This window comes from Pseudonocardia xinjiangensis (assembly GCF_012911925.1).
Classification (GTDB): Bacteria; Actinomycetota; Actinomycetes; order Mycobacteriales; family Pseudonocardiaceae; genus Pseudonocardia; species Pseudonocardia xinjiangensis.
This window is the reverse complement of record NZ_JAAXKY010000002.1, coordinates 103192-124198: the sequence shown is the minus strand read 5'-3', so window position 1 is coordinate 124198 and position 21007 is coordinate 103192. Positions and strand designations below refer to the sequence as shown.

Annotated in this window: 23 protein-coding genes; 15 read left to right on the top strand and 8 right to left on the bottom strand. The window is 70.3% G+C overall.

What is annotated here, in order from left to right; translation table 11 throughout:
* Nucleotides 1-29 precede the first annotated feature (29 nt).
* From HF577_RS01680 to HF577_RS01635, 10 genes are read left to right on the top strand one after another with little or no spacing between them, the layout of a single operon-like run.
* Complete coding sequence (locus HF577_RS01680; protein ID WP_169393886.1) at nucleotides 30-1739, top strand: AMP-binding protein; 1710 nt, start codon at nucleotides 30-32, stop codon at nucleotides 1737-1739.
* Nucleotides 1736-2557, top strand: coding sequence for a ferritin-like domain-containing protein (locus tag HF577_RS01675; protein WP_246265324.1), 822 nt, complete (start codon nucleotides 1736-1738; stop codon nucleotides 2555-2557). The genes HF577_RS01680 and HF577_RS01675 overlap by 4 nt, the downstream gene beginning before the upstream one ends.
* Nucleotides 2554-3045 (top strand): PaaI family thioesterase, encoded by a 492-nt coding sequence (locus tag HF577_RS01670; protein WP_169393885.1) that lies wholly within the window; start codon nucleotides 2554-2556, stop codon nucleotides 3043-3045. The genes HF577_RS01675 and HF577_RS01670 overlap by 4 nt, the downstream gene beginning before the upstream one ends.
* A complete protein-coding gene (locus HF577_RS01665; RefSeq protein ID WP_169393884.1) occupies nucleotides 3042-3311 on the top strand; it encodes an acyl carrier protein in 270 nt (89 codons plus the stop codon). The genes HF577_RS01670 and HF577_RS01665 overlap by 4 nt, the downstream gene beginning before the upstream one ends.
* Nucleotides 3308-4162 (top strand): SAM-dependent methyltransferase, encoded by an 855-nt coding sequence (locus HF577_RS01660; protein ID WP_169393883.1) that lies wholly within the window; start codon nucleotides 3308-3310, stop codon nucleotides 4160-4162. The genes HF577_RS01665 and HF577_RS01660 overlap by 4 nt, the downstream gene beginning before the upstream one ends.
* Entirely contained in the window at nucleotides 4159-5064 is a 906-nt protein-coding gene (locus HF577_RS01655) for an acyl-ACP desaturase (RefSeq protein ID WP_169393882.1), read from the top strand. The genes HF577_RS01660 and HF577_RS01655 overlap by 4 nt, the downstream gene beginning before the upstream one ends.
* The gene (locus HF577_RS01650; protein ID WP_169393881.1) at nucleotides 5061-5528 is read left to right on the top strand and encodes an acyl-CoA thioesterase; all 468 of its coding nucleotides are present in this window, start codon (nucleotides 5061-5063) and stop codon (nucleotides 5526-5528) included. The genes HF577_RS01655 and HF577_RS01650 overlap by 4 nt, the downstream gene beginning before the upstream one ends.
* Nucleotides 5529-5538: 10 nt before the next feature.
* Complete coding sequence (locus HF577_RS01645) at nucleotides 5539-7215, top strand: AMP-dependent synthetase/ligase (RefSeq protein WP_211173643.1); 1677 nt, start codon at nucleotides 5539-5541, stop codon at nucleotides 7213-7215.
* Nucleotides 7212-8576, top strand: a complete 1365-nt coding sequence (locus tag HF577_RS01640) for an FAD-dependent oxidoreductase (protein ID WP_169393880.1) — start codon at nucleotides 7212-7214, stop codon at nucleotides 8574-8576. Before HF577_RS01645 ends, HF577_RS01640 begins: the two co-directional genes overlap by 4 nt.
* Nucleotides 8573-9583 carry a beta-ketoacyl-ACP synthase III gene (locus HF577_RS01635; protein WP_169393879.1) on the top strand — a complete coding sequence of 337 codons (1011 nt, stop codon included), beginning with the start codon at nucleotides 8573-8575 and terminating at the stop codon, nucleotides 9581-9583. Before HF577_RS01640 ends, HF577_RS01635 begins: the two co-directional genes overlap by 4 nt.
* A gap of 40 nt (nucleotides 9584-9623) precedes the next feature.
* Here the strand turns inward: HF577_RS01635 and HF577_RS01630 are convergent, their stop codons facing one another.
* The 5 genes from HF577_RS01630 to HF577_RS01610 all read right to left on the bottom strand — a co-directional run bounded on the left by HF577_RS01630 (nucleotide 9624) and on the right by HF577_RS01610 (nucleotide 14152).
* Nucleotides 9624-10478, bottom strand: coding sequence for a helix-turn-helix transcriptional regulator (locus HF577_RS01630; protein ID WP_312858883.1), 855 nt, complete (start codon nucleotides 10476-10478; stop codon nucleotides 9624-9626).
* 261 nt (nucleotides 10479-10739) lie between these two features.
* Nucleotides 10740-10889 carry a hypothetical protein gene (locus HF577_RS01625; protein ID WP_169393878.1) on the bottom strand — a complete coding sequence of 50 codons (150 nt, stop codon included), beginning with the start codon at nucleotides 10887-10889 and terminating at the stop codon, nucleotides 10740-10742.
* Nucleotides 10890-11557: 668 nt separating this feature from the next.
* Nucleotides 11558-12157: a rhodanese-like domain-containing protein gene (locus tag HF577_RS01620; protein WP_344017177.1), complete on the bottom strand. Its 600-nt coding sequence runs from the start codon at nucleotides 12155-12157 to the stop codon at nucleotides 11558-11560.
* A gap of 628 nt (nucleotides 12158-12785) precedes the next feature.
* Nucleotides 12786-13733, bottom strand: a complete 948-nt coding sequence (locus HF577_RS01615) for an alpha/beta hydrolase (protein ID WP_169393876.1) — start codon at nucleotides 13731-13733, stop codon at nucleotides 12786-12788.
* On the bottom strand, nucleotides 13730-14152 hold the full coding sequence (locus tag HF577_RS01610; protein ID WP_169393875.1) for a helix-turn-helix domain-containing protein: 423 nt from the start codon (nucleotides 14150-14152) through the stop codon (nucleotides 13730-13732). The genes HF577_RS01615 and HF577_RS01610 overlap by 4 nt, the downstream gene beginning before the upstream one ends.
* A 319-nt stretch (nucleotides 14153-14471) precedes the next feature.
* On the opposite strand from HF577_RS01610, the gene HF577_RS01605 reads away from it, so the two are divergent.
* On the top strand, nucleotides 14472-14627 hold the full coding sequence (locus HF577_RS01605) for a hypothetical protein (RefSeq protein ID WP_169393874.1): 156 nt from the start codon (nucleotides 14472-14474) through the stop codon (nucleotides 14625-14627).
* A 56-nt stretch (nucleotides 14628-14683) separates the two neighbouring features.
* On the opposite strand, the gene HF577_RS01600 is transcribed toward HF577_RS01605, so the two are convergent.
* The gene (locus tag HF577_RS01600) at nucleotides 14684-15121 is read right to left on the bottom strand and encodes a hypothetical protein (RefSeq protein ID WP_169393873.1); all 438 of its coding nucleotides are present in this window, start codon (nucleotides 15119-15121) and stop codon (nucleotides 14684-14686) included.
* Nucleotides 15122-15426: 305 nt separating this feature from the next.
* Between HF577_RS01600 and HF577_RS01595 the strand changes: the two genes are divergently transcribed.
* The gene (locus tag HF577_RS01595; protein ID WP_211173655.1) at nucleotides 15427-16104 is read left to right on the top strand and encodes a response regulator transcription factor; all 678 of its coding nucleotides are present in this window, start codon (nucleotides 15427-15429) and stop codon (nucleotides 16102-16104) included.
* Here HF577_RS01595 and HF577_RS01590 read toward each other — a convergent pair.
* Together HF577_RS01590 and HF577_RS01585 are read right to left on the bottom strand one after the other, a co-directional pair.
* Nucleotides 16083-17186 carry a PAS domain-containing sensor histidine kinase gene (locus HF577_RS01590; protein WP_312858882.1) on the bottom strand — a complete coding sequence of 368 codons (1104 nt, stop codon included), beginning with the start codon at nucleotides 17184-17186 and terminating at the stop codon, nucleotides 16083-16085. The two genes, HF577_RS01595 and HF577_RS01590, sit on opposite strands and share 22 nt — an antisense overlap.
* Before the next feature lie 217 nt (nucleotides 17187-17403).
* On the bottom strand, nucleotides 17404-18609 hold the full coding sequence (locus HF577_RS01585) for a mycofactocin-coupled SDR family oxidoreductase (protein ID WP_312858881.1): 1206 nt from the start codon (nucleotides 18607-18609) through the stop codon (nucleotides 17404-17406).
* On the opposite strand from HF577_RS01585, the gene HF577_RS01580 reads away from it, so the two are divergent.
* From HF577_RS01580 to HF577_RS01570, 3 genes are all read left to right on the top strand, one after another.
* Nucleotides 18544-19185, top strand: coding sequence for an isochorismatase family protein (locus tag HF577_RS01580; RefSeq protein WP_312858880.1), 642 nt, complete (start codon nucleotides 18544-18546; stop codon nucleotides 19183-19185). The genes HF577_RS01585 and HF577_RS01580 overlap by 66 nt on opposite strands.
* Nucleotides 19182-19697 carry a Dps family protein gene (locus HF577_RS01575; RefSeq protein ID WP_312858879.1) on the top strand — a complete coding sequence of 172 codons (516 nt, stop codon included), beginning with the start codon at nucleotides 19182-19184 and terminating at the stop codon, nucleotides 19695-19697. Before HF577_RS01580 ends, HF577_RS01575 begins: the two co-directional genes overlap by 4 nt.
* A 296-nt stretch (nucleotides 19698-19993) precedes the next feature.
* Nucleotides 19994-20959 carry a helix-turn-helix domain-containing protein gene (locus HF577_RS01570; protein ID WP_169393868.1) on the top strand — a complete coding sequence of 322 codons (966 nt, stop codon included), beginning with the start codon at nucleotides 19994-19996 and terminating at the stop codon, nucleotides 20957-20959.
* The last annotated feature ends 48 nt before the right edge of the window (nucleotides 20960-21007 follow it).

Sequence of the window (21007 nt, the reverse complement as noted above, 5' to 3'; positions counted from 1 at the left end):
CCCGAGCAAGCCCGAGCAGCGAGGACGAGATGCCGACAGCGCCATATCTGGCGACGCCCGGTACGACACCCTGCGACCCCGGCCGCACCATCCCCCTGACGCTGCACGACGCGCTGGACATCGTGGCCGCCCAGCATCCCGGGCAGCAGGTGCACTTCCCCGACGAGGACGAGCGGCTGCGCTACGACGAGCTGGCCACGGCGTCCCGGAGGCTTTCCGCCGCGCTGGCCCGGCGGGGTGTCCGGCCGGGAGACCGGGTCGGGATCCTCTCTCCGAACGCCCCGGAGTTCCTGCAGTCCCTCTTCGGCATCGTCCGCACCGGGGCCGCCGCCGCGCCGCTCGCCCTGCCGATGGGCACCGATCTCGCCGACTACGTCCGCCGCACCCAGCGGGTGGTCGAGGCCGCCGGGATGACCCACGTCGTGCTCTCCCACCGCATCGCGGCCCGGATGCGCCCCGCGCTCGCCCACCTCGGGCCGGCCGTCCTCGACAGCGGGGAGCTCCTCGCCCGGGACGTCCCCGACGGCGCGGCACCCTCGGCCGTCGACACCTCGTCAGCAGCGATCGTCCAGTTCACGTCCGGCAGCACGGCCGACCCCAAGGGAGTCGTGCTCAGCCACGCCAACGTCTGGCACTGCGCCCGTGCCATCACCGCCGGCATCCGGCTCGGGCCCGCCGACGTGCACGGCTCGTGGCTGCCCCTGTTCCACGACATGGGCCTGTTCGGTGCGCTGACCGGGCTGTTCAGGGGGATCCCGCTGCACCTGTGGTCCCCGGCCGGCTTCGTTCGCCGCCCGGGGCGGTGGTTGGCGCAGTTCGCCCAGGTCAGGGGCACGATCGCCACGATGCCGAACTTCGGCTACGACGCGCTGCTGGCGGCCGTGCCGCCGGCGGATGCCGCCGGGCTGGACCTGTCGGCGTGGCGGGTGGCGTTCAACGGGGCGGAGGCGGTGTCGCCCGCATCGGTGGCCGCGTTCCTGGAGCGGTTCGCTCCGGCCGGTTTCCGGGCTCCGACCATGGTCCCCGCCTACGGCATGGCCGAGGTGACGCTGGTGGCCACGCTGCCGCCGGCGGGCCGGGCCCCGCTGGTCGAATGGGTGGACCGCGACGCGCTCGCGGAACACGGCGAGGCCGTCCCGGTGGCGGCCGAGGCGCCGGGCGCCCGTGGTCTCGTGGGGCTGGGACGGGCTGTCGCCGACATGCAGGTCCGCATCGCCGACGGCGAGCGCGTCCGGCCGGACGGCGTGGTCGGCGAGATCCAGCTGCGCGGGGCGATGTCGACCACCGGCTACCTCGCCGGGGCCGACGGCAGGGACCTGTTCACCGCCGACGGGTGGCTGCGCAGCGGGGACCTGGGTTACCTGCGCGACGGCGAGCTGTTCTTCACCGGCCGCCTCAAGGAGATGATCACGGTCGCCGGGCGGAACGTGTACCCGCTCGACGTCGAGGACGCGGCCCGGCAGGTGTCCGGCGTCCACAAGGGACGATGCGTCGCGTTCGCCGACGGATCGCCGGACCGCGAGCGGATCGTCCTCGTCGCCGAGACCACCGTCACCGACGACGGCCTCAGGGCAGAGCTCGTCCGGCGGTTGCGCGCCCGGGTGGCTGCTGTGACGGACGCGGCCGGCATCGCCGTTCATCTGGTGGCGCCCCGCGCCATTCCCCGAACCACCAGCGGAAAACTGCGCCGGCTCGATATGCGCGCCGCGCTCCGGACCGAGGACACGGTGAAGAGATGACGACCGAGACCGTCCCCACGATGCAGGAGATGCACAGCCTCGGAGTGTTCCGGCACTACGACCGGAGCCATTGGCGCTTCTCCGAGATCGCGCTCGACGACATCGACCGCGGTCTTGTGCGGCCGGAGTACATCACGCTCGTGAAGAGCGCCGTGATGGGCGAGTCGAACGTGATCGCAGCGGTGCACGGATTCATGAACGAGTTCATCGACGACTACGACTTCTCGGCCTTCGCGGTGATCTGGGGATACCAGGAGGTGCAGCACCACTACGGGTTCACCTCGTATCTGCAGGCCGTCGGGGAGAGCGTGGACTCGCGGGCGGTGGCAGCCATGCGGGCGCCCTACGAACCCGGCAGCACGCGGTCGGCCACGCTCGCCACCAACATCATCTCCGAACTGACCGTCAACCACGTGTACCGCTCGGTGTCGGCATGGGTGCGGGAACCGGTGCTGGCCGACCTGCTGCTGCGGGCCAGCCGGGACGAGGCGGGGCATGCTCGCGAGTTCCGGCACTTCGCCGCCGTTCGCCTCGCTGCGCACCCCGAGGAGCTCGCCTCCGTGCTGGAGACGCTGTACTTCTACACCGCCGACGAGAAGATCAAGCATCCGGTGAGCGTGTTCAAGTCGGGTCTCGACGCGCTGTCCGGCCACGAGACGATCGACACCGGGTTCCAGCTGTTCCTCGACCGCATGGCCGCCCAGGGCGAGCTGGACGAGCTGCAGGCCAAGATCCGCAAGACCTTCGGCAGCCTCACCGGGCTCGACCTGGGCAGCAACGGCAAGGTGCGCCGGGCGCTCGCGGGGGCTCTCGGATGACGGATCTCGCCGCACCCGGCGCCGAGCTGACGCTGCCGTGGGCCGGTCGCGCCGACTCCCACTGCTTCGGCTGCGCGCCGGCCAACCCCGTCGGTCTCGGGCTGCGCTTCCGCCCCGGCAGCGACAGCGGCATCGTCACGGACCTGTGCCTGGACCGGCGCTTCGAGTCCTATCCGGGGGTCCTGCACGGCGGGATCGTCGCGCTGGTCTGCGACGAGACGATGGGCAATCTCGTGGTGCTGCGCCACGGCACGGTGGCGGTGACCACCAGCCTGCGCATGCGCTACGTCGGCGTCGTCGCCATCGGCGGCCGCTACAGCTGCCACGCCTGGATCACCGGTGCCCCGGACGGGACGATCGCCGGCCGGGCCGAGGTCCGTGACGTGCACGGCGAGCTCATGGCCACCGCCACCGCCGGCTACCGGCCGGTGCCCGCCGACGACGCCGGGCTTCCCCGCACCAGCCCCCGAGGAGAGGACCCGACATGACCACGTCCGAAATCGCCCGTGCCGAGATCACCGGATCCGTCGTCGAGATCGTCGCCGAGGTGCTCGGGGTCGCCGCTGCCGACCTCCGCACCGACACCGACCTGCGAACGGTCGAGGGCGCCGACTCGATCAAGGTCCTGCGGATCATCGCGAAGATCGAGCAGCGCTACGACATCGAGCTGGAGGACGAGGACGTCTTCGGGGTCAGCACCGTCGAGCAGGTCAGTGACGTGGTGTCCGCCGCGCTCGATGGCGGCCCGTCGTGACTGCGACGGTCGCGGCAGAGGGACCCGCCCACGCGACGAACCAGCACTACGACCTCGACCCCGCCGTGTTCGAGCAGTTCCTCGACCCGATGCGCAAGTACAGCTCCGGGCTGTACCTGCGGGACGGCGACGACCTCGCCGCCGCGCAGCGGCACAAGCTCCGCTTCGTCGCCGACCGGATCGGCATCAGCGACGGCGGACGCGTGCTCGACATCGGGTGCGGCTGGGGCGCCCTCACGCTGTTCCTGGCGGGCCGCTACGACTGCACGGTCACCGGAGTCACGCCCGCGGCCCGGCAGCGCGACCACATCGTCGCCACGGCGGCGGGGCGGGGGCTCGCCGACCGGGTCCGGGTGCACCACGGCGTGTTCGAGGAGTTCGACGCGCCCGCCGGCAGCTTCGACGCCGCGGCCGCACTCGGGTCCGTGATCCACATGACCGACCTGCCCGCGGTGTTCACGCGCACCCGCCGGATGCTGCGCCGCGGTGGCCGCTTCTACGTCTCCGAGAGCTGCTTCCGCACCCCGGCGGTCCAGGCCGAGTTCGACGCCCGTCCGGGCACGGACTACGTCCGGAACACGATCTTCGGCAACGGCCGGCTGCGGCCGCTGTCGGAGCTGGTGGCGGCGGCGGAGACCGCCGGCTTCGCGGTGGTGGCCGTCGACGACCTCACCGATCACTACCGGCGCACCATCGACGCCTGGATCGCGAACGTGGCCGCGGCGGCCGACCGGCTGGACGCGCTGGAGGACGGCCTGGCCACGCGGCTCACCCACTACCTGGAGATCGCGAACGCCGGATGGGGCTTCACGACGAAGCACTACGGCCTGACGCTGCGGAACGGGCGATGACCGTCGAGGACCGGCCGGCCGCGGCGCATCACGAGCCGGAGCGCTGGCGCGCGGAGCTGATCACCACCGACCAGCTCGGCGAAGCGGTGGACACCTTCCTCGCCGCCCTGCCGCCCGAGCGGCGCTGGGACGCCGAACGAAGCCTGGACTGGGCATCGGCGGACGCCGACCGCCTGACCGACGGCCAGCGCTCGGCCGTCGAGTTCGTCACGGTGATCGAGGACCACCTGCCCGGCTACTTCGACATCTACCACCGGCACTTCCCGCTGGACTCCCGCGTCGACCCCGCCGTCTTCACCCACCACCGCGAGCTCTACCACTTCACGGTGCGGTGGGCCGCCGAGGAGGACACGCACGCCCGCGCGCTGGCCCGCTACCAGCGGGCGGCCGGGATGCGCGAGCGCGATGCGCTGCGCGCCGACCTCACCGGATACGGCCGGGCGCCGTTCACCCTGCCGTTCGAGCACCCGGTGCAGTTCTTCACCTACGCGCTGGTGCAGGAGAAGGCGACCCAGATCTACTACCAGCAGCTGCGGGCGGACGTCGCCGATCCGGTGCTCGCCGACCTGCTCACGCGGCTCTCGCGGGACGAGGCCCGCCACTTCACGTTCTTCGCCGACGTGGTGAGCAGGTACCTGCGTGTGCACGGCGACCGCGTCGCCGGGCCGGTCCGCGACGTGATCGCCGACTTCCGGATGCCCCTTGCCGGCACGGTCCGGGGCTACTGGCGATGGGCCCTGCGGATCGCCGACGTGGCCCGCTACGACCACACCGACGCCTACGAGCACCTCATCTCCGTGATCGACCGCGCCGTCGACGTCCGTACGGATCCGCTCGACGAGCTCGTCCGCTTCGTCGACTCCTGCCGCACCCTCGCCGTTCCCACCGGAGGCCCGCGATGACCGCTGACCCTGAGACCGCCGCCCCGCAGAAGCTCGCCGGTGCGGAGCACCCTCACCTGTCCCGCTTCGCCGTGCGCGGCTACGAGATCGACGCGCTCGGCCACGTCGCGCACACCGTGTACATGCAGTACGCGGAGCAGGCCCGCTGGGAGTGCCTGGCCGAGGCCGGGCTCACGGTCGACCGCCTGCTCACCGCGGGCGTCATGCCCGCGATGCTGGAGACCACGATCAGCTACCGGCACGAGCTGCGCTACGGAGACGTCGTCGACGTCGGCTGCGAGTTCCACTGGGGCGAGCGCAAGACCGCCCGCATCGTCCAGCGCGTGACCCGGACCGACGGGGTGCTCGCCGCCGAGGTCACCAGCGTCTCCGGGCTGCTCGACCTGTCCCGGCGCCGGCTGGTGGAGCGTCCGCGTGAGCGGCTGCGCGAGCTGGCCGTCGCGCCCGAGCTGCTCGGTGTCTGAGGCGGCCGGAGTGAGCACTCCCGTGCAGGCCGCCCCGGCCGCCCTGACCTCCACGAACCCGGGCGGGCCCGACCTGCCCGACGACGTCGGTCTGGCCCACCTGCTCGACCTCGGGCTCGCCCGCGACCCTGATGCGGTCGCGCTGTCCCGGCTCGGGCCCGACGGATGGGAGGACCGGACCTGGGCCCAGCTGCACGACGACGTCGCCGCCTCCGCGGCCCGGCTGCTCGGCCGGGGCCTGCGCCCCGGCGACCGGGTGGCGATCCTCGGCCGCACGAGCTACGCGTGGGCGGTCGCCGACCTGGCCGCCGCGCTGGTCGGCCTGATCACCGTGCCGATCTTCCCGACGTCCTCGCCCGCGCAGATGCGCCATATCCTCACCGACAGCGGGGCGACCGCCTGCCTGGCCGAGGACGGACGGGAGGGCGATGTTCCCGGCGAGGTACGCGGCGGCGTCGCGCTGCTCTCGCTGGACGGGCTCGTCGAGCCGGACCGCGACCCCGGCGGCTGGGGGGCCGTGGAACCCGCCGACCCCACCGCGGCACGGGCAGCGGTGCGCGCCTCCTCCGTCGCGAGCATCGTCTACACCTCGGGCACGACGGCTCTGCCCAAGGGCTGCGTCCTGACCCACCGCAACCTGTTCGCGGCCGCCGCTGCGGTGGTGGAGCACTGCACGGAACTGTTCGCCGACCGGGACGCAGGACAGCCCGCGACCATCGTCGGGCTCCCGCTCGCCCATGTCTTCGGACGCACCGTCCTGCAGGCAGGCCTCTACAGCGGTTCCCGCACCGCGCTCGCCCCCGGCGTGCCGGAGATGGTCGGTCAGCTCGCCGCGTTCGAGCCGACCTGGCTCGCCGTGGTGCCCTACGCGCTGGAGAAGCTGCGCAAGGGCATCGTCGCGGCAGGCGGGCCTCCGGGCCGGCACCCCATGCTCGGCACGGCGTTGCGCCACGTCATCTGTGGGGGCGCCCGGCTCGACGCACCGATCGCCGAGTTCTTCGCCGGTCACGGTGTCACCGTCCTGCAGGCCTACGGGCTGACGGAGTCGGCCACCGCCGTGTCGGTCAACATCCCCGCGACCAACCGGATCGGGACGGTGGGGCGCCCGGTGCCGGGCACGACCGTCGCGATCGCCGAGGACGGCGAGCTGCTCGTCCGTGGCCGGCAGGTCTCCCCCGGTTACTGGCCCGACCCGCAGCCCGCCGAGGACGGGTGGCTCCACACCGGAGACCTCGCCGCACTCGACCCCGACGGGTTCCTGCGGATCACGGGGCGGCGCAAGGAGATCCTCGTGACCACGGGCGGCAAGAACGTGGCGCCCGTGCCGCTGGAGGACCGGCTGCGGCTGCACCCGCTCGTCGCGAGCGCCATGGTCGTGGCCGAGGGCCGCCCCTACGTCACCGCGTTGCTGGCCCTGGACCACGCGGCGGTGCTGGCCTGGGCGCGACGCCACCACCGGGCCGCCGATCCGGCCTCGCTCGTCGCCGATCCCGAGCTGCGCGCCGAGCTCACGAGCGCCGTCGACGCCGCGAACGAGCTCGTGTCGCGGGCCGAGTCGATCCGCCGGTTCGCGGTCCTGACGGAGGACTTCACCGTCACCGCCGGACACCTGACACCAACACTCAAGATGCGCCGCGACGTCATCGAGGACGCGTTCCGGGCGCAGGTCGAGGGGCTGTACCCGTGACCAGGACGGCGGCGGGACGGGGCCACGCCGTGGTGCTGGGCGCCGGGATCGCCGGGCTCCTGTCGGCCCGAGTGCTCAGCGGCGCGTTCGACGGCGTGACAATCGTGGAGCGGGACGGCGACACCACGGTCGGCCTGGTGCGGCGCGGAGTGCCGCAGGGGGCGCACCTGCACGGACTGCTCGACGGCGGCAGGCGGATCATCGAGGAGCTGCACCCCGGCCTCACCGACGAGCTGGTGGCGGCGGGCGCAGCGGACGGCGAGCCGCTGCGCGACACGAGCTGGTACCTGCACGGCCGCCGGCTCCACGCCACGTCCACCGGCCTGCGGTCGGTGCTGTCCACCCGGCCGTTGCTCGAGCAGGTGCTCCGGGCCCGCACGGCAGCCCTGCCCGGCGTCGCGTTCGCGCCGCCTGCCACCGCCGTCGGGCTCGTGCGCGGACCCCACGGAGCCGTCGGAGGAGTGCGGGTACGCCGGGCGACCGGCGAGCAGACGATCGACGCCCGGCTGGTCGTCGACGCCTCCGGCCGCAGCTCCCGGCTGCCGGCCTGGCTCACCACGCTGGGCGAACCGGCACCCGTCGAGGACCGCGTCGACGTCGACCTCGCCTACGCCACGCGGCTCTACCGGCGGCGCACGGACCAGCTCGGCGGCCGGCTCAGCGTCATCGTGTCCACGATCCCTCGCTCCCGCGGCGGCGGAGCCCTCGCCGTGGAGGGTGACCGGTGGCAGGTGACCCTCGCGGGGATCCTCGGCGACGCGCCACCCGCCGACGCCGCCGGGTTCACGGCGTGGGCCGCGACCCTGCCCGTCCCCGACATCGCAGAGCTCATCGCGGACGCCGAGCCGGTCACCGACCCGGTGCCCTTCCGGTTCCGCGGGTCCCGGTGGCGGCGCTACGACCGGCTGCCCGCGCCGGCGGCGGGCGTCGTGGCGATCGGGGACGCCGTGTGCAGCGTCAACCCGCTCTACGCGCAGGGCATGTCGCTCGCCGCCCAGCAGGCGCTGGTGCTGCGGGAGTGGCTCGCCGCACCCGGACCCCTCGACGCCGGGAGCTACTATCGCGCGCTCGCGCCCGTCTGCCGGAGGGTGTGGGACATCGCCACCCGGTCCGACCTCGCCCTTCCCGAGGTCGACGGCACCCGGCCGCTGCTCGCACGGGTACTGGACACCTACGTCCGCCGCGTGCAGCTGGCCGCCCATCGCAGTCCTGCCGTCGCGCGGGCGTTCCTGCGCGTGGCCAACCTGGTGGACCCGCCGGCGGCCCTCCTCGCGCCGGCCGTCCTCGCCGCCGTGCTGCGACCCGGCGCGACGGCCCCGCTGCCTGCTGCGCGAGATCACGCCGGAACGAGGGCACGATGACGGGCACCCCCGAGACGGCGGCGCAGGGTGTCGTGGTGGCCGGCATCGGCCACGCCCTGCCCCCGCGAGTGGTCACGAACGCCGAGCTGGCCCAGCACCTCGACACGTCCGACGAGTGGATCAGGACCCGCACGGGCATCCGGCAGCGGCACGTCGTCGACCCCGGGACGGCGACATCGGACCTCGCCGTCGAGGCCGGAGCGAGAGCGCTGGCATCGGCCGGGATGCAGGCGGTCGACCTCGTGGTCCTCGCGACCACGACGCCGGACCATCCCTGCCCCGCCTCGGCACCTGCGGTGAGCAGCCGGCTCGGGCTCGGCGCGGTTCCCGCGTTCGACCTGAACGCCGTCTGCTCCGGGTTCGTCTACGGGCTCGCGGTGACCACCGGCATGCTTCGGTCCGGGGCAGCCGGCTCGGCCCTCCTGATCGGCGTGGACACGTTCTCGACGATCGTCGACCCCGCGGACCGGGCGACCGCGTTCCTCTTCGGTGACGGGGCGGGCGCGGTCGTGCTGCGGGCGGAGCCCGGTGGCTGCGGCATCCTCGACGTCGAGCTCGGGAGTGACGGGGGCCTGCAGCAGCTGATCCAGGTCCGCAGCGGCGGGTCAAGGCAACCCATCAGCGCGGACCCCGCGGACGGCTTCTTCGCGATGCAGGGCCAGGCCGTCTACCGGCACGCGGTCGCGCACATGACCGCCTCCACCGCCACCGTGCTCTCCAGGGTCGGCTGGTCGGTGCGGGACGTCGACTGGTTCGTCGGCCACCAGGCCAACCGGCGCATCCTCGAGGCCACCGCCGCCCGGCTCGGCATCCCCGCCGAACGCACCCTCGTCAACCTCGACCGGGTCGGCAACACGGCCGCCGCGTCGATCCCGATCGCTCTGGCCGAAGCGGCGGCAGCCGGGGACCTGCGGGCCGGCCACAAGCTCGCAGTCGCCGCCTTCGGCGGCGGTGCCACGTGGGGATCAGCTGCCCTGGTGTGGCCGGAGCTTCCGCCATCGGGCTGAGCAGCAGCGCCCGCTTCCCTCGAGCGTCCGTCGTGTGGGCTCACGTGTGGGACTCCTCGCCGACCAGGCGCCTCAGGCGTTGCGGAGAGTCGGTGGTGAGCACCGGCGTGTAGATCACCAGGCGCAGATGCGGATGATCCGATGGCGCCAGACGGTAGTGCTCCAGATGAAGGTCGCCGACGACCGGATGTCGGAAGAGCCGTTCCCGCGAGGCGAATCCCTCGATGTCGTGGCTCTCCCAGGCCGCGCGAAACGCCTCACTGGCCTGCAGAAGCCGCTGCACCAGACGGGAGAACGACGGATGGCCCAGCCGGGGTCCGGCCTCGGCCCGGAACTGGGCAACGTGACGGCGACTCATGAACCCCCAGTCCGGCATCAACTCGCGCAGGTATGGATCGGTGAAGATCAACCACAGCAAATTTCGGTCCGCCGGCGGAACTCGCGCCAGGTCCCGGTACAAGGCCGTATAGGCCGCGTTCCAACCCCATATCGCCCAGTGTGGGGCGATCACATAGGCCGGGAACCCATCGAGTGACTCAAGCAACCGCTGCACGTGTGGCGGGGCAGCCTCAGCGCTCGGCTCGGGGATCGACTGGGGGGCGGAGTACCCGGCCAGCGACAGGATGTAGCCGTGCTCGGCGGGCGACAGGCGCAGGGTCCGGGCCAGCGCGTCCAGCACCTGCCGGGACGGCTTGATCTGACGGCCCTGCTCCAGCCACGTGTACCAGGTGACACTCACCCCAGAGAGGCAGGAAACCTCCTCACGGCGCACCCGGGAAACACCCCTCCCCAAGACGGGGGGCAGACCCAGCTCAGCGCGCACCAGTTGCCGACGCCGCGCCTTGAGGAACTCACCCAACTCGTGACGACGGAACCCGCTCTGGGACGAGATCACGCTCGACGACCGGCACACTCGTAGTCGATCCACAAGCCGGCGCAGTTCTTCGCGAGCCTGGCTGCCCCTGCCCCTGCCACTCTGCTCGTTACCCGCTGCAATCGGGAGAGTTCCAGATCCGCGTCGAACGGGTCGCCGCTCCAGTGCATCATCGTGGTCCTTACGAAGTGTCGATAGTCAGCGAGTAGACGTCCAACCAGACCGCGCGGAGGCTCGAACAGATGCGGGATCACACTCCTCGGAAGGAGGTCTCCCTCCTGGTCAGACGAGAAAGAAAATCGTTTCACCACTGATCCGTAGCGTGATGTCGAACCGGTAGCGGGTGATCGGGCCGCTCAGTTCCGGGGCGAGCAGGGTGCGGTTCCGGCCTTGTGACCCCCTCGCTGGCAACACCCGGGTGTGCTCGCTCACCGCCGTCGAGCGCGGCGCTGGGAATGGCCGCACTCGCCCGCCATCTTCCGCAACATCAGCGAGTGCACGGCGGTGGGCCACGTCATTTTCGACTACGGCATGGTGTGCTTGTTCGTGTTGGGCTCGATCAGCCTGGCGCGACTCTTCGTTCGTCCGACGCTTCCGGCGCGCTGACGCCCATCCTCGCGATCGAGGTCGCTCCAGCCGCCGTCGCTAGCGCGGCCTGAATCGCCCTTCATACGCGACTATCGACCGGGATCGCGCAGTTCCTGCGGGCGCTTTATCTGCACGGCGATAGGGGCGTCTCCTCTCATGCCGGAACATTCAGTCATCCGGAAATCCCGGAGTCCGGGGCCCGCATTCCACAGGTGTTCCGCGCTGGGCCGACGCCCTAACATGTCGTTCACGAATTCAAAACGTTGCCACTCCACATCTGCTTCCACAACCCTTGAAAAGGAACTATCCCATGCCGACGAGAAAACGTCCCGGGAGGTGACTCGGCGCAGCCACACGCCCACTCCGACCAGCTGGCCGGGGATGCCGACAGCAGTACTGTGATGTTCCACGGCCCCGAGCATGTATCGGACCGACTTCCGATCAGGCCACTGGGAGCGACATGGCGCGCACAGGTCTTCGACCGGCATCAATCCGGCACGCCGTACTTCCCATCAGCGCCGCGCCGAATTGGTCAGCGGAAGGCCGGCATCGGCTGCGTTCGCGAAGTCGTCGTCGACCGCGGTGACGTCGCGACCGTGGGCGTGCAGCAGAGCGGCGGCGACACCGACCTGACGGCCGCGGCCGAGAATCCACAGCGGGCGCTCGGGGATCTGGTCGATGCGACCGAGGACCTCGGGAATCGGCACGCGCAGCGAACCGCGGATATGCCAGCCGATGCGTTCGGAGGGCAGGCGGACGTCGAGGACTGTGGGCGGATCGGGTCCGGCGAGCGCATCGGCGAGATCGTGGAAGGTCGCTCGCGGGTAGCGGACCAGCGGTTCGAGACCAGCCCAGTCGTGCGGGCCGCCAGTGGCCACGGCGACGGGGCGTTCGATACCGATACGCACCAGCTCTCGTTGGGCCTGATCGACCTCACCCTCGGTAACCCCCAGGAGGGTTACCGAGGCGTTCCAGGGCACGAGCCATCCCAGGTAGGTGGCGAGTCGCTCGTTGAGCTCGACGTTGGCGCTGCCGGCCACATGCCCTGCTGCGAACGCCCTGTGCTCGCGCAGGTCCACGACCCATTCGCCGGCGTCGATGCGCCTGCGCAACTGCGCCGTGGCGAGCGTCCGACCCGGCGGCGCCGCTGGGCAGACACTGCCGACGCCGTGGGTCGGATAGATCGGCGTGAAACTCGGGCAAGGTGTTCACCAGCCTGTGCACGGAGTTCCACTGGGCGGGTGCCAGCGCCCGCGCGTGCTCGGGACAGACGAGCTCGGGACGCCCGACGGCGCCGTGAAGAAGCGAACCGCCGGTGAACACCACGACCGGTGCGCCGTCCACGGCCACCGCGTAGGAGAGGTGGGTGAACGTGTGGCCGGGGGTATGCAGTACGCGCACGGTCGTCCGTCCGACGTCGATGTCATCGCCATCGCGTAGAGGCGTGCGCGCGAAGGACACCGGGTCCTCGGCGTTGACCAGGTACTCCGCGCCGGCCGCGCGAGCCGGCGCGTAACCACCGGTGACGTAGTCACCGTGAATATGAGTCTCGAACACGTGCGTGATCTCGACCCCGTCATGCCGAGCGAAGACCCGCCCGGCCCCGCACCCGGCGTGGACGACCGTGCCGGAGACCGTCACCCCTCGGACGGCCTCCGACCAGCACACCGTTGGACACGGTGGGGCGCTGTCCACACGGGCTGTGGCTCGTCCGCGCCGTGTATCTCGAAACTCGTGCCGTCAGTGGCCGAGAGCCTTGCGCAGCACCGCTATCGCCTGCTCGACGGCCCCCGTCACCGCGTTGGTGCTGCGGAGGGGGTTGAGCATCATGAAGTCGTGGATGGTTCCGTTGTAACGAACGCTCGTGGTCGGCACGCCGGCTTCGATGAGCCGGCGGGCGTAGGCCTCGCCCTCGTCACGCAGCACATCGTTCTCGTCCACGATCACGAACGCCGGTGGCAGGCCGGCGAGGTCGTCGAGGCTCGCGCGCAGCGGTGACGCGGTGATGTCACCGCGCTTGTCCTTCTCAGGCAGGTAGGCGTCCCAGAACCACGCCATCGCCTTGGCGGTCAGGTACGGGCCGTCGGCGTAGGTGCGGTAGCTCTCGGTGTCCTGCCCCGCGTCGGTCACGGGGTAGTAGAGCGACTGGTGCAGGAATGTCACGTCGCCGCGCTGCTTCGCGAGGATCGCGAGCACCGCAGTCATGTTGCCGCCGACCGAGTCACCGGCCACGACGAGGTTCGACGCGTCCAGCCCCTCCGCGGCACCCTCGCGGGTGATCCATCGGGCCGTGGCGTAGGCCTGCTCGATCGCCACCGGATACCGCGCCTCCGGCGAACGGTCGTACTCGACGAACACGAGCGCCGCGTCGGCTCCCACGGCCAGCTCACGGACCAGCCGGTCGTGCGTCCCGGCGTTGCCCAGGATCCAGCCACCGCCGTGCACGTAGAGCACTGTCGGCAGCACACCCGTCGCGCCGACGGGCTTGACGATGCGGACCCGCACCTCACCGACCTCGGCCGACACGGTGATCCACTTCTCCTCGACCTCGGGCTTGTCGATCGGCGCGGCCTGGATGTCGTCCAACGCCTTCCGGGCGCCGTCGGGGCCCAGCTCGTACAGCAACGGCGGCTTCGAGGTGGCGTCGGCGATCTCCTGGGCCGCTGGTTCCAGAACGGGTTTGCTCATTGAATTGTCTTCCTTCCGGTGAATTGTCGGCGGCGTTCCGTCGAGGCGTTCAGACCTGTTGCCAACTGGCTTCGGCGGCATTTCTTTCTTGAGGATGCGGGAGCGGATCCGGGGCAATGCGCACGGCGCCAGCTGCCTGGCGTCGTCGCGTACTGCCGCCGGAACGCCCGCAGGAACGTCCTGGGTTCGGCGAACCCCACCGCAGCCGCGATGTCCGAGGTGCTGAGCCGGGCGTACCGCGGGTCGGACAGCATCCCCTGTGCCGCGAGCAGCCGTTGCTCGCGCACGTACGCACCGGGCGTGGTCCCGATCCGTTCGAACAGGGTGTACACGTGGCTGACCGAGACGTGGTGCCGCCGCGCCAGCTGCCCGACCTGCAGACGCGGATCGGCCAGATGTTCGCGTACGTGCATCAGCATGAGGTCGAGAAGGCGATCGACCGACCCCGGGGATCTCGGACTGGGGAGGTGCCGGACTAACAAGAGATTCCCGCGCCCGCGAAGTGAGGCCGGGGCCGCCGAGTCGGAGTCCTCGGACCAATCGGTGGTCGTCCTGCGACGTATCCCGGTTGTGCCGTCCATCTGAGTCCTTTCCGGATGTCGTCCGTACGGGCGAGTGTGGCGCCGGCAGCCTTTCGGGCCCATTGCGTGTCCACCAGAATTGAAGCGATGCACACCCGAGGGCAGGTGTAGGGAGAACCCCACGGACAGCCCCTACCGGCCTCCGTACGCTGAGGCAGTGGCCGCACTGCGGGTCGTCGTCGGCGAGGACAACGCCCTCGTCCGCGAGGGCATCGTCCGGATCCTGGAACACGGCGGCGTCGACGTGGTCGACCCCCGACGCCATGGTGGCGGACATCGAGATGCCCCCGAAATCACGACGGCGGCCCGCTGACGGCGCTCGAGAAGTCCGCCGGCCACGCCGAGAAACAACAAGCCCGGGCGCCTGCGTCAGCACTCGCGCAGGCAGAATTCTTCGAGCAAGTCGAACGCGGCGGGCCGGACAACCGCGATGATCTCGCCGTATTCGGAGAACCGGCCCATGAGCAGCGACAGGTCGGGGCTCCGGGGCGAGAGCCACGTGGTGGTGTGGGAGTCGACGAAACAGACGATGTCGTAGTCGGTGCAGTCGCAATCGGCCTGGCCGGAGTCGGCGCTGTCGTGATCTCCGAGACCGGGTTGGCCCGCGGTATCGAGCTGCTCCAGCCGGGCTGCGCGGACCGGTGCCCGCGGGATCTGCGGTCCCGGGGACCGGTCTCCGATGCAGGTCACGTCCACCGTCCAGCCCTCCGTCGTCAAGACGGACCAGGGCTTGTTGCCGTGGGCGTCGTCCGGCGGGGCTGCGGTGAGGACGAGGAGGGCTCGGTAGGGCCTTCGTGGGGTCGTCATGGGCGTCCTTGGGTCCGTGTCCGAATGTCGGATCACGCGGGGTCGTCTGGTGGTCCGGATCTCCAGTCCGCGCAAATCCCCGACGTGCCGTTTCACTCGTTCGCGCCTGACTGCGCGATAAGGTAGATAGACCCGGAGAGTCCCGGTATGCCCTACCGCGTCCGTACAGGCGAGTGTGGCGCCGGCAGCCTTTCGCGCCCATTGCGTGTCCACCAGAATTGAAGCGATGCACACCCGAGGGCAGGTGTAGGGCGAACCCCACAGACAGCCGGTACCGGCCTCCGTACGCTGAGGCAGTGGCCGCACTGCGGGTCGTCGTCGGCGAGGACAACGCCCTCGTCCGCGAGGGCATCGTCCGGATCCTGGAACACGGCGGCGTCGACGTGGTCGACGCCGTCGACAACGCGGACGACCTGCGGCGGTCAGCACTGGATCTGAAGCCCGACGTCGTGGTGGCGGACATCGAGATGCCCCCGGATCACGACGACGACGGCCTGCGAGCAGCCCTCGAACTGCGCGCGGCACAGCCGGAGATCGGGGTCATCCTCCTCTCACAGTTCCTCGACGCCGACTACGCGCTCGAGCTGATCGGCACGCATCCCGAAGGAGCCGGCTACCTCCTCAAGGAAAAGGTCGCCGACACGGCGGCCCTGCTCGACGCCGTCCGCCGTGTCGCGGCCGGCGAATCCGCCCTGGATCCCGACGTGATCGCCCAACTCGTCAACCGGCGCGGCGGGCCCGGTCCGGTCGCCCAGCTGACTCGTCGAGAGCACGAGGTCCTGACTCTGATGGCCGAAGGCCACACCAATGCCGGGATCGCCGAGCGCCTGGTCGTGACCGTCCCGGCCGTCGAGCGGCACGTCACGGGGATCTTCACCAAGCTCGGCCTGCAGAGGGCCGACCGGACCCAGCACCGCCGCGTGCTCGCCGTGCTGGCCTACCTCCGCAACCAGCGGACGCCCTACGCCTCCCGAGAGGGGTGAGCACCGGGTTTCACCGGTTTCCGCCTCCCCGCGCTCCCCGGATCCACCGGGATCGTGATCCGGACGGTGGTGCCACCGCCAGGCGGAGAGTCCACCTCGACAGCGCCGTCGTGAGCGCCGATCCGGTCGATGAGCCCGACGAGCCCGGAACCTGCACCGACCCGGGCACCACCGATCCCGTCGTCGCTGACACCGATGTCGAGCGCCTTGCCGTCGAACTCCACGGAGACGGTCACGCGGTTCGCCCGCGCGTGTTTCACCGCGTTCGCCATCGCCTCGGCAACCGCGTAGTACGCACTCGCCTCGACGGACTCCGACATTCGCTTCCCGAGGTTGCTCGTGATCCGGCTCGGTATCGGCATCCGGTCGGCGAGTCCCTGGACGGCAGCCATGAGCCCGTAGCACTGGAGCGTCGGTGGATGGAGTCCGGCGACCAGCTCGCGGAGCTCGTCGATCGCGCTCTGGGTCTCGGTCACGGCGCTGTCGAGGAACACCCGCAGGTCGGAGTCTCCGGGGGCGAGCTCGCCGCGGGCGAGCTCCATACTGACCATCAACGCGACGAGCCGCTGTTGTGCCCCGTCGTGCAGGTTCCGGGCAGTCTGACGGCGGATCTCCGTGGTCTGCTCCATGATGCGGCGCTGCGCCGCCTTGGCCTCCGCGGCACGAATGGTGGCCGCGTCGCGCTCCCGATCTGTCTGCTCAGCACATCTGCGTTCGGTGATGTCGGTGAACGCCAGGACCACACCGCGACCGGCCGGCAGGTCGATCGGCGAGGACCACCAGGCGATCGGGAACAGTGAGCCGTCGCGCCGGATGAAGTGCTCGCTCTCACCGTGCGCAGCTCTGCCGGTCCGCGCCGGTGCGAGGAGGGCGCAGTTCTCATCACCCGCCGGTCGGTCGGGCGGGCAGTAGTGGACGGTCGTGTGGCTCGGCTTACCGAGGAACTCGCTGTTGTCCTGATAACCCAATGCCGCGACCGCCGCGGGGTTGGCGAACGTGATGCGCCCGTCGGTGTCGACCACCCAGATCGGCTGTGGAACGTCCTGCAGGATGCGGGATACCACCTGCTCAGCTGTCGTCACTTGGAAGTCCTCGTGTCCAGTGCCACGCGCCCCCACATGCCCTGTTCGGACCAACAGGTTCCGAACAGCCACCGGGTGACAGCCGTTTCGAGGCCCGCCGTGGCCTTCGGGACAGCCAGTATGTGCCACACGCCGCCCCCGATGCGAGAGGCGGACCAGAGTGGCGGCCCCGGAAGGTGGTGCGTTGCGCTCGGGGTGACAGCTGCTGCCGGCGTGGTCACCGTTGCAGGAACCCGGCGTCCACCGGCAGCGACACCCCGGTGACGTAGCGGGCCTCCTCGGAAGCGAGCCACACGATCGCATTCGAGACGTCCACCGGCTCGACCATCTCCACCGGCAGCGCGTTCTGCAGATTGAACGACCCATCCGCGCTCGACAGCGCCTGCGCCATGAACTCGTTCACGATCATCGGCGTGTTGACACCTGTCGGGTGCACCGAGTTCACGCGGATGAAGTAGGGAGCCAACTCGTTGGCCAGGGTGCGCATCAGACCGACCAGGCCGTGCTTCGCCGACACGTAGTGAGCCGCGCCCGGCATGCCCTTGAGGCCGGCGGCCGAGCTGGTGATGACGATCGAGCCGCCGGTGCCGGCCTGGACCATCGCCGGCACCGCCGCCCTCACGGTCTTCCACACCCCCGTGAGGTCGACCGCGATCATCTCCTCCCACTCCTCCTCGGTGATCGACCAGGTGTTCTCCACGACCCCGCCGATACCCGCGTTCGCACACACCACGTCCAGACGCCCGAACTCGCGCACTCCCCCATCGACCAGCGCCTGCACCGCAGCCGAGTCCCGCACGTCCGCCTCACCCGCCACGATCCCGCGGCCCAGCTCCTCCACCAGCTTCACCGTCTCCGCGAGGTCCTCCGGCGTGGCCAGCGGGTAGTGCACCGTGTCGAGCTGGCGGCACACGTCGAACGCGATGATGTCCGCACCCTCCTGCGCCAGCCGCACCGCATGCGACCGGCCCTGCCCCCGCGCCGCGCCGGAGACCAGAGCGGACCTTGCCCTCGAGACGTCCTGCCATGTCGATTTCCCCTCGTCCTGTTCAGCTGACTCGCGATCGCCGATCATGAAACCGTCACGACGGCTTGAGGCGACCGGGACGAATACTTTCGGTCCGACCGAGCTACCCCAGTTGACCGCACCGGGCCAGCTCGGGGCGGACGTTTTCTCGTCGGCTGAGAGACATTTCCTCGTTGACGGTTGCGGGAGCAGATCCGGGGTGCCAAAGCTCGTGTCAGGCGTCATTCCGTGCTGCCGCCGGAACGCCCGCTCGAACATCATTCCGGCGAGCGCCCGCCGCAGCCGCGATCGACGTCCGAGCCCATGAATCGAAACATCTCCGGAGGAACTGTGAGCGACCCCAAGTGCAGCGAGCGACTTACCCGTGACAATGCGGCGCTCCTGCTGATCGACCACCAGGTCGGCCTCTACAGCGGAATCGTCGACATCCCGCTCGCCGAGCTGAAGCACAACGTGGTCGCCCTGACCAAGGCAGCGCAGGTCCTGGGCCTGCCGATCGTCGCCACCACCACGGCAACCGACAGCATGTGGGGGCCGATGATCCCCGAGCTCGCCGCGGCGCTACCCGCCGATCTCGCCGTGCCCGACCGCACCACCGTCAACGCCTGGGACGACCCGCGGGTCGCCGAGGCGGTCCGCGCAACGGGTCGCACGAAACTTCTCATCGCGGGAATCTCGACCGAGGTCTGTCTCGCCTTCGCTGCACTGAGCACGACCGCGGAGGGCTTCGACGCCTACGCCGTGATCGACGCCGCCGGCACGTTCTCCCAGACCAAGCGCGAGGCGGGGCTCCTGCGTATGCAGAAGTCCGGCATCACCCCGATCGATTACTCCACCGCAATCGTCGAGATCCTCGGTGACAACGCCGACCCACTCGCCGGCGAGGTCTACGCGGCGCTCGACATGTCCTTCGTCGTACTGGTCGGCCAGATCGCCCAGGGCCTGACCAAGAGCTCAGGGGAAGCAGGGTGAACACCCCAGCGCCTCTGAGCGAACAGCGCACCACCCGTCGAGGTGAGGGCGCCGTCGGCAACTTCCAGGCATCGCCACAGCTGGCCGCCAATTTGCAGCGGGTCCTCGCGGACCTGATCGAACTGCATCTGCAGGGCAAGCAGGCTCATTGGAACGTCGTCGGAAAGAACTTCCGCGACCTTCACCTGCAGCTGGACGAACTCGTCGACGCCGCGCGTGAGGCCAGCGACACGATCGCCGAGCGGATGCGCTCCCTCGACGGGGTTCCCGACGGGCGGTCCGACACGATCGCGGCGACCACCAGCCTTCCTCAGTTCCCGGCAGGCGAACACGACACGGCCGAGGTCGTCGGACTGATCACCACCCGCATTTACACCGCGGTCTACACGATCCGGGCCGTCCACGATGCGGTCGATGCCGTGGACCCGAGCACGTCGGATCTCCTGCACGCGATCACCGACACGCTCGAGAAGCTGGCCTGGATGGTCAAAGCGGAGAATCGCAAGATTTAGCACCTTGCGATCGACCGAACGCGTCCTCGCCCTGCGATCCAGGGCGGGACCACGACAGCCTGTGGGGGGAGGCTGTCGCGCTACCACCCGTGCGTGGTCGGAGCCCCGACCACGCACGGGTCGGCGCAGCGATGGGGCCTGGTCCTCGCGGGCCCCGACGAGGAGTGTCACCAGCTCGTCCACGACGCGCGGCGCTGTCCCGGACATCGTGCAAATGGTCCTTCCCAGATGGCACTACCTACACAAATCGGAATGTGGATAATGCGACCCGCAATCCTGCGGGTAGCCTCGCGTGCGTGCAGATTCACGAGTTCTCCAGCGAGGAGTTCGAAGACATTGTCAGTCACTTCTTCATCCCGGTGATGGTCCGGAGCGGCCCCGACTTTCGCGGACGGGTGGCGTTGCAGGAGCTCGGCCAGGATCTGACCCTCTCGCTGACACGCTGGGGACCGAGGTCGGCGGACCGGACCGACCGGATGGCAGCGAGCACATCCGAAGCCAGACGGATGCTCTTCGCCGTACAGGTGGCTGGCCAGGGCCAAATGTTGCAGCGCGGCCGTCTCGCCGAACTGGCGGTCGGTACGGGAGTTCTGGCCGAGGCGCGCAGTCCCTACAAATGGGCATCACCGGCCGAGAACCGGCAGCTGACCCTGTCTTTCTCCCGTGAGTTGCTGCCGCTGCGTGTCGCTGAGATCACCGAGGCGTGCGCACGCACGCTGGACCCGGCGGCCCCGGCCATGCAGATGCTGGGCGCCTACCTCGGTCGGTTGTTCGGGATCGCGGACCGCCTCACCGCGCCGCAGCGGCTGGACGCTGGGCAAGCTGCGATCGATCTGCTCGCCATGGCGTTGCGGGACGTCGTGCCCTCGGTGCCGGGCGCGGACGGTTCCGCGGAGGTGTTGCTCGAGATGATGCTGATGCACGTGCGCGAACACCTGGCCGATCCGCGTCTGCAGGTCGAGGAGCTCGCGCGGCGCCACCACGTCTCGGTCAGCCACGTGTACACCCTGTTCGAACGGCTCGGGACCACGCCCGGCGCGTACCTGCGCGAGCAACGGCTGCTCGCGGCACAGGGGATGCTGTCCGACCCGCGGTACGCCCGGCTCAGCACCTCGGACATCGCGGCTGCGGTGGGATTCCTCGAACCCAGGACGTTCCTGCGGGCGTTCCGCCGGCAGTACGCGATAACGCCCAGCAACTGGCGCCGGGAACATCTCCACTCCGGATCCCCTCCCGCACCCTCAAGAGATGCCTCCCCGTGACGAGAAACGTCGGTCAACCCGGGTAACTCGGTCGGGTCTGAGAAAAAC

Coding starts and splice junctions, on each gene's coding strand:
- HF577_RS01650 (WP_169393881.1), top strand. CDS start 5,061: ATGACCGCTGACCCTGAGACCGCCGCCCCGCAGAAGCTCGCCGGTGCG.
- HF577_RS01600 (WP_169393873.1), bottom strand. CDS start 15,121: ATGACGACCCCACGAAGGCCCTACCGAGCCCTCCTCGTCCTCACCGCA.
- HF577_RS01670 (WP_169393885.1), top strand. CDS start 2,554: ATGACGGATCTCGCCGCACCCGGCGCCGAGCTGACGCTGCCGTGGGCC.
- HF577_RS01675 (WP_246265324.1), top strand. CDS start 1,736: ATGACGACCGAGACCGTCCCCACGATGCAGGAGATGCACAGCCTCGGA.
- HF577_RS01680 (WP_169393886.1), top strand. CDS start 30: ATGCCGACAGCGCCATATCTGGCGACGCCCGGTACGACACCCTGCGAC.
- HF577_RS01635 (WP_169393879.1), top strand. CDS start 8,573: ATGACGGGCACCCCCGAGACGGCGGCGCAGGGTGTCGTGGTGGCCGGC.
- HF577_RS01615 (WP_169393876.1), bottom strand. CDS start 13,733: ATGAGCAAACCCGTTCTGGAACCAGCGGCCCAGGAGATCGCCGACGCC.
- HF577_RS01665 (WP_169393884.1), top strand. CDS start 3,042: ATGACCACGTCCGAAATCGCCCGTGCCGAGATCACCGGATCCGTCGTC.
- HF577_RS01655 (WP_169393882.1), top strand. CDS start 4,159: ATGACCGTCGAGGACCGGCCGGCCGCGGCGCATCACGAGCCGGAGCGC.
- HF577_RS01610 (WP_169393875.1), bottom strand. CDS start 14,152: ATGCTGATGCACGTACGCGAACATCTGGCCGATCCGCGTCTGCAGGTC.